Annotated in this window: 9 protein-coding genes; 7 read left to right on the forward strand and 2 right to left on the reverse strand. The window is 34.5% G+C overall.

Features of this window, described 5'->3' with window-relative positions; genetic code table 11:
* The first annotated feature begins 100 nt into the window (after positions 1–100).
* On the forward strand, positions 101–592 hold the full coding sequence (locus ACIQ7T_RS27820) for a hypothetical protein (protein ID WP_402875287.1): 492 nt from the start codon (positions 101–103) through the stop codon (positions 590–592).
* Positions 593–641: 49 nt separating this feature from the next.
* Here ACIQ7T_RS27820 and ACIQ7T_RS27825 read toward each other — a convergent pair whose 3' ends face one another.
* Positions 642–1,052 (reverse strand): Lrp/AsnC family transcriptional regulator, encoded by a 411-nt coding sequence (locus tag ACIQ7T_RS27825; RefSeq protein WP_402875290.1) that lies wholly within the window; start codon positions 1,050–1,052, stop codon positions 642–644.
* 116 nt (positions 1,053–1,168) lie between these two features.
* Between ACIQ7T_RS27825 and ACIQ7T_RS27830 the strand changes: the two genes are divergently transcribed.
* From ACIQ7T_RS27830 to ACIQ7T_RS27840, 3 genes are all read left to right on the forward strand, one after another.
* On the forward strand, positions 1,169–1,927 hold the full coding sequence (locus tag ACIQ7T_RS27830; protein ID WP_402875293.1) for an MBL fold metallo-hydrolase: 759 nt from the start codon (positions 1,169–1,171) through the stop codon (positions 1,925–1,927).
* Between the two features lie 55 nt (positions 1,928–1,982).
* Complete coding sequence (locus tag ACIQ7T_RS27835) at positions 1,983–2,858, forward strand: alpha/beta fold hydrolase (RefSeq protein ID WP_370082101.1); 876 nt, start codon at positions 1,983–1,985, stop codon at positions 2,856–2,858.
* Between the two features lie 210 nt (positions 2,859–3,068).
* Positions 3,069–3,416, forward strand: a complete 348-nt coding sequence (locus tag ACIQ7T_RS27840; RefSeq protein ID WP_370082099.1) for a YkgJ family cysteine cluster protein — start codon at positions 3,069–3,071, stop codon at positions 3,414–3,416.
* Positions 3,417–3,522: 106 nt separating this feature from the next.
* Here the strand turns inward: ACIQ7T_RS27840 and ACIQ7T_RS27845 are convergent, their stop codons facing one another.
* Positions 3,523–3,984, reverse strand: coding sequence for a GNAT family N-acetyltransferase (locus ACIQ7T_RS27845; RefSeq protein ID WP_370082097.1), 462 nt, complete (start codon positions 3,982–3,984; stop codon positions 3,523–3,525).
* A 173-nt stretch (positions 3,985–4,157) separates the two neighbouring features.
* Here ACIQ7T_RS27845 and ACIQ7T_RS27850 point away from each other — a divergent pair, with 173 nt between their 5' ends.
* The 3 genes from ACIQ7T_RS27850 to ACIQ7T_RS27860 all read left to right on the forward strand — a co-directional run bounded on the left by ACIQ7T_RS27850 (position 4,158) and on the right by ACIQ7T_RS27860 (position 5,491).
* On the forward strand, positions 4,158–4,331 hold the full coding sequence (locus tag ACIQ7T_RS27850) for a hypothetical protein (RefSeq protein ID WP_370082095.1): 174 nt from the start codon (positions 4,158–4,160) through the stop codon (positions 4,329–4,331).
* Between the two features lie 465 nt (positions 4,332–4,796).
* Entirely contained in the window at positions 4,797–5,000 is a 204-nt protein-coding gene (locus ACIQ7T_RS27855; RefSeq protein ID WP_370082093.1) for a helix-turn-helix transcriptional regulator, read from the forward strand.
* A gap of 2 nt (positions 5,001–5,002) precedes the next feature.
* On the forward strand, positions 5,003–5,491 hold the full coding sequence (locus ACIQ7T_RS27860; RefSeq protein WP_370082091.1) for a hypothetical protein: 489 nt from the start codon (positions 5,003–5,005) through the stop codon (positions 5,489–5,491).
* Positions 5,492–5,809: the final 318 nt, after the last annotated feature.

Here is a 5,809-nt window from a genome sequence, read left to right on the forward strand (position 1 = left end):
ATCTCCTATAGGAAATCCAACAGATTCCCCAGTTGTCCGGATCAACTGGAAATTCTATCGGAAAGAGCTCTTACTACTAATATACGAGGGGGAAATAAACGTGAAAAGAATTATAGGTTTCGTCACAATTTGTGGATTGCTATTAGTAGGTTGCTCACATAAAGAATCCAACGACATAATGCTACATGATAATAGTTTGAGTCTTGGTGGAGAAGTTCTAGCAAAAGAAAATGAGTGGCAAGAAAGCGAGTATTTTACATTTGAAAATTTAAGCTTCATTGGTGAACCGCAATTATTAGGATTTACGCATAATAAAGAAGAAAAAATAGCGGCTAGTCAAATAGGAAAATATGGCTGGCATTTTTGGGGAGAGAGCGTTAAATCAGGAGACTTCCTTCGCATCAAGGGAACTCACCAATTGACAGGTAAAGAAGTGGAATTGGTTTCAAATGCTAAGTTACTTGGACCGAATAGTGGCGCGGATAACCATGCTCCAACTAATATGACTTTCCCAATTGGCGGTATGTGGAAGCTGGATGCCTATATTGATGGGAAGTTATTCGGTAGCGTTTATGTAAAAGTGGAAAATTGAAAACAAATGAAAAATACCAGGCAATCTATGGAGAGAGCCTGGCATTTCACTATTTACTAATGACAATTGACAATTTATAGTTTGCATGCTTATTTAAATCGACTAAAAATTGATCTAATACTTCGTTTGATGGGAATCTACATTCAAGCAGATAACAACTATCTCCACTGATTTTGAAGTTATTAACAATATATTGCTGCTGCGTTTTCATAAATGACAGAAAAGGTTCATGGTACGGACTTTTTGTATAAATATTAATAAATGCATGAACATTGCTGCCTAATATTAAATGATTCGCATTAATAGTATAGCTCTCAATAACCCCATTATCTTCAAGTCTTGCCACCCTCGATGACGCCGCTTGCCCCGTTAAATGAACCTTCTCACCCAATTCCTTCATCGTAATACGACTGTTCTTGGAAAGCTCATCTAGTATACGTAAATCCGTACTATCTAACATGTAGTAACTCCTTTCATTTTTCAAGTCAAATCGCTAAAAGACTTGATTTTAGCTATGTAATTACTATTTGGACATAGTATAAACTAAATGTAATTTAAAGAAAAGGAGTTATAAATATGAAAATTCAACAAATCCGCAATGCCACTTTAGTAATCGAATATGCGGGGAATAAGTTTTTAATTGATCCACTTTTGGCAAACGAAGGTGTGTATCCTCCTTATCCAAACTCTTTAAGACAGGATCAAAATAACCCATTAGTTGAATTACCAACATCCATTGACAAACTCATTCATGTCGATGCTGTAATCGTAACTCATTTACATTTAGATCATTTTGACGGAGTCGCCAAAGAAGTACTACCGAAAGATCTTAAAATGTTTGTTCAAAATGAAGAGGATGCCAATGAAGTTAAAAAAGCTGGTTTTTCCAATGTCGAAGTTTTGCAAGAAGATACTGTATTTGAAGGTATTCAATTAATCAAAACAAAAGGTCAACATGGCAGGGGAGAAATTTTAAAATTAACTGGTCAAGTGTGTGGTGTTGTCTTTAACCATCCAAATGAGAAAAAATTATATATCGCTGGCGATACTGTATGGTATGACGGAGTGCAAGAAGTGCTCCTAAAAAATCATCCAGAAATTATTGTCGTTAATGGGGGAGACAATCAATTTTTAGAGGGAGGCTCTCTCATAATGGGAAAAGATGATATTTATGAAGTATACAAAACTGCTCCAAATGCAAAAATTATCGTTAGTCATATGGAAGCGGTCAATCATTGGACATTATCAAGAACAGATTTAAAAAGCTTTATAAATGAAAAGGGGATTGCTGCACAAGTTTTTGTACCGGAAGATGGTGAAGAGTACACATTTTAAAGAAAGTGTTATGAAAATTAGCTAAATCCTGTAAAATTAATGCAGGAGGGATTTAATGAAGCATTTAATTTATACTAGTGAAAAAGGTAGATTGGAAATTTTAAATCATTATGAGCAATATTTAAATTCTTTTGATTTTGAAGTTGAAAGAGCTTTTGTGGATACATCGATCGGCAAAACACATGTACTTATGGCGGGTCCGAAAGAAGGAAAGCCTTTGTTTATTTTTCAAGGTGGGAATTGCATTAATCCGATGACATTATCCTGGTTTAAGCCGTTAATAAAAAAATATAGAATATATGCGCCTGACACGATTGGTCACCCAGGATATAGTGAGCAAAAGAGAATTTCAGCTAAGGATTTTAGCTTTGGGCAATGGATAGTTGAATTGATGGATTATTTTAATGTTAAGAAATGTGCTTTCTTAGGACCATCGTATGGAGCGGGTATCATTTTAAGGCTCGCTGCTTATATGCCAGATAGGATTGAATGTGCAACGCTTGTTTCCCCAGCTGGATTAAAAGTTGGCTCCAAAATGGAGATGATTCAACATATCTTAATCCCTTTGCTACTGTTTAAAAATTCTTCGTCAGCCATATATCTTGAGAAAATAGCTGATAGAATGTCTGCTAATTGCATGAAAGAGTTTGATCGGCAAATTATTGGAGATATTTTTCGTTACGTAAAATTAGAACAAGAGATGCCAAAACTAACAGGTAGAAAAGAATTAGAAAATTACATTTCACCTACATTAATTATCGCTGGAGAAAAGGATATTTTCTTTCCAGAAAAGAAAATCAAAAAAAGAGCTGAACAAGTCATACCAAATTTGACTATTTTTCAATCATTTAATATGGGCCATTTCCCTTCAGAAGATTATTTAGAAAAAATAAATAATGTTATCATTGGTTTTTTAAATAAATATTATTGAATTTGATGTTAGATACTAGTAATTGTGTAGATTATTTTATTGACAAAATAATTCATTTGTGCTATAATTTACAATTATTAATTTAAAGTGTAAAATAGGACTCTCCTGGCCAGGAGAGTCCTATTTTTGCTTTAATTGGGTTAATGAACTAGAGAATCCAAATCAAAAAACGAATTATAACACTTGCTTTTTCTAGGAGATGATTGTTTTATGGAAGATTTACCTTGTAAAGGCTGTAGAGGGATGTGTTGTGGGCCTGTTCCAATTACAGAACAAGAGTTAAAGAAAATAAAAAAGAAAATCAAAGCGATGCCTAAAAAAATGAGCCTAGATTTAAAAAATCAACAACGACTTTATGGAACCTGTATTTTTTTTGACGAAATAAATGACCGATGTGGAATTCATTCGGTACGTCCGTCTATTTGCCAAGCTTTTGGTTATTATAATAATCTAGTATGTTTTCGTAAACCAAAAGTGGCCGTTGGAAAAAACTATATAGCTAATGAGCTTCCGATTGGTATTTTAAGTATTGATTTTTCGTGGAAAGATTTTATTTAATGGAGTTTAGAGGTTATAAGTAAACATAAAACAGGGGAAAGTTTGCTTTCTACCTAATATAAAAGAGCCTGCCTTATTAATGCAGGCTCTAATATCATACATACTTTTAAAGTTCTAATCGCATAGTACGGCTCGTTTCATTAAATCCGTGTTTGTCATACAAGTTAATAGCGCCAATATTTTCTGCTAAAACGCTTAACTCCAAGAAATCTAATTTACGCTCTTCTGCCCATTTTTTTGCCTCTTGTAGCAAAAGTGAACCAATGCCTTTACTTTGGTATTGACCTCCAACAATTACATCCATAATATATGCATAATTATGCTGGACGATACAAGAATATGGAGGAGTAGCTAATTCTTGAATTAGTAAAAATCCGGCAATGTTGTTATCTAATTCAGCAACAAAAATGTCTGATTTCTCTTCCAAAATTATGTTTTTAAGAAATTCTACATCCTGCTTTGCGGGTGCTATGTATTGAGGTTGTAGTTTTGACATTTCTAAAAACAGCTCTTCATATAATATTTCTATTTGTGGGATTTCTTCTGATGAAGCAATTTTAATATTCATGTACTACCTCCATTCGAATTTTATACTATTTTATTTTACTATATTTTGTTATTTTTGAAAATAATCTGTAAATAGAACAAAAACCCCTTTAGTTAACGCAGTATAAACCGCATAGGATTTCTAATACTAAACCTGTTTTAAAAAATCCGGTATGAGAAAGGAGGTTTTCATCCGTGAGATTTTTAGCGTGGGGGATTATAGGCGGCGCGGCTATTTTTGGTGTACTGAAACGCTTTGGGCTAATGAACAATGCCCAACAAATGACACAGGCTGCTCAGCAAGGCACGACACCAGTACAATTAGTAGCAAACAGTAATCCACTTACTGCAAATACACCAAAACAATAAATAGAATAGGCCATATCAAGTTTATAGACCTTTGGTTTGCTAAGGATCTATAAGCTTGTACATAAAAACAGCACAAATAGGGAAAAAAGCAAATATTTTAACTTCTTTCATCAAATGTTTTGTAGCGAAAGCGCAGCGACAGGTACAGAAGTCTCCGGCGGATGTAGAATGGGGACTTATTAAACTACGGGAGCTTTACTTCAAGATGGGATTCCACAGAGATCCCATCTTTTTCTTCTTCAACTAATACGAACGTGGCAGTTTAGTTAAAGAGTATTGTTTAACTTATAACAGTTTTATTTTGATTCCTTTTGGTTATGTCTCCCGGACATCTCCTAATAAGGGTTCTATGTTGTTTTAAACAAAAATCGAATTGTAAAGTTAACTTGACATCCATATCAATGTAAAGTAAACTTGACTTATCAACGGATGTACAGTTTACTTTACATTTTTAAAGGAGGCTTTATGAAAAACAGAATTCGCGAATTACGAAAATCGAAGAAGATTACGCAGGAGGAATTGTCGAAACAAGTTGGAGTCTCACGGCAATCGATCATTGCAATTGAAACAGGAAAATTCAATCCATCTATTGAGCTTGCCTACAACATATCAAAAGTTTTCAATTGCACGATTGAAGAAGTGTTTATTTTCGAAGAGGGGAGAATGTAATTATGGAGGTTTCTATCGGGGGTATTATTGGATTGTATGGAGGATTGATTTGTGGGATCCTTGGTTGGTGGTTCGGACGGAAAAAAGCTAGAGAAAACAGAGGTATAGATGAGCTATATTATCATATTTGGCAAAATGCAAAATCCTATTCATGGTATGTGACATTAGGAGCGATTTATGTTCTCTTTTCTTTAATCATGTTTGGGATTGAATTAAGCAACGCGATGGTTTTAGGTATCCTTCTTTTAACACACATAGGGAGCTGGGGTATAATTGGGGTTATTTTGTCTATCAACATGTCCAGCACAGTCCCGTTGCAGCCTTCTCGTGTGAAGTTTGGATTAATCGTCATTGCTACGTCTGTTATTGTTTTTACGATTATCTCGATCATGACGAAAAGCTGGCTGTTTTTACTATACAGTATACTACCTAATTTAATTGGACTTTTTTCTGCACTTACACCAAAGGGAGAAGATTCCAAGTTAACCTAATAAAATTTGATATAAAGTCGTACCGTTTCACCCCTTTGGATATGGTTATCTAAAGGGGTGTTTTTATAGTGCGAAGGAAAAGAATATCTAAATTGAAAGATCGATTAGGAATTGGTGAGTGACAATAAAGTTATTCCATTGTCACGTGGAGATAGACATTCTTGGTAATTTGCTCATCTGAATGACCAAGTCTATTCATGATTTGTTCGTTAAAAACTAACAATTACAGATTTTCCGAACGAGAAAGCCCATGCAGGGTGTAGCCCGTCTTTAGACATGGGATGAAAGTGAGGTCAGACAAGAGATAGCTTTTGCTAC

Origin of the sequence: Lysinibacillus sp. NPDC096212 (assembly GCF_044763105.1) — a bacterium.
GTDB lineage: Bacteria > Bacillota > Bacilli > Bacillales_A > Planococcaceae > Lysinibacillus.

Bases quoted from the DNA above. Each gene is read 5' to 3' on its own strand.
- ACIQ7T_RS27830 (WP_402875293.1), top strand. From the start codon at position 1,169: ATGAAAATTCAACAAATCCGCAATGCCACTTTAGTAATCGAATATGCG.
- ACIQ7T_RS27835 (WP_370082101.1), top strand. From the start codon at position 1,983: ATGAAGCATTTAATTTATACTAGTGAAAAAGGTAGATTGGAAATTTTA.
- ACIQ7T_RS27840 (WP_370082099.1), top strand. From the start codon at position 3,069: ATGGAAGATTTACCTTGTAAAGGCTGTAGAGGGATGTGTTGTGGGCCT.
- ACIQ7T_RS27860 (WP_370082091.1), top strand. From the start codon at position 5,003: ATGGAGGTTTCTATCGGGGGTATTATTGGATTGTATGGAGGATTGATT.
- ACIQ7T_RS27845 (WP_370082097.1), bottom strand. From the start codon at position 3,984: ATGAATATTAAAATTGCTTCATCAGAAGAAATCCCACAAATAGAAATA.
- ACIQ7T_RS27855 (WP_370082093.1), top strand. From the start codon at position 4,797: ATGAAAAACAGAATTCGCGAATTACGAAAATCGAAGAAGATTACGCAG.
- ACIQ7T_RS27825 (WP_402875290.1), bottom strand. From the start codon at position 1,052: ATGTTAGATAGTACGGATTTACGTATACTAGATGAGCTTTCCAAGAAC.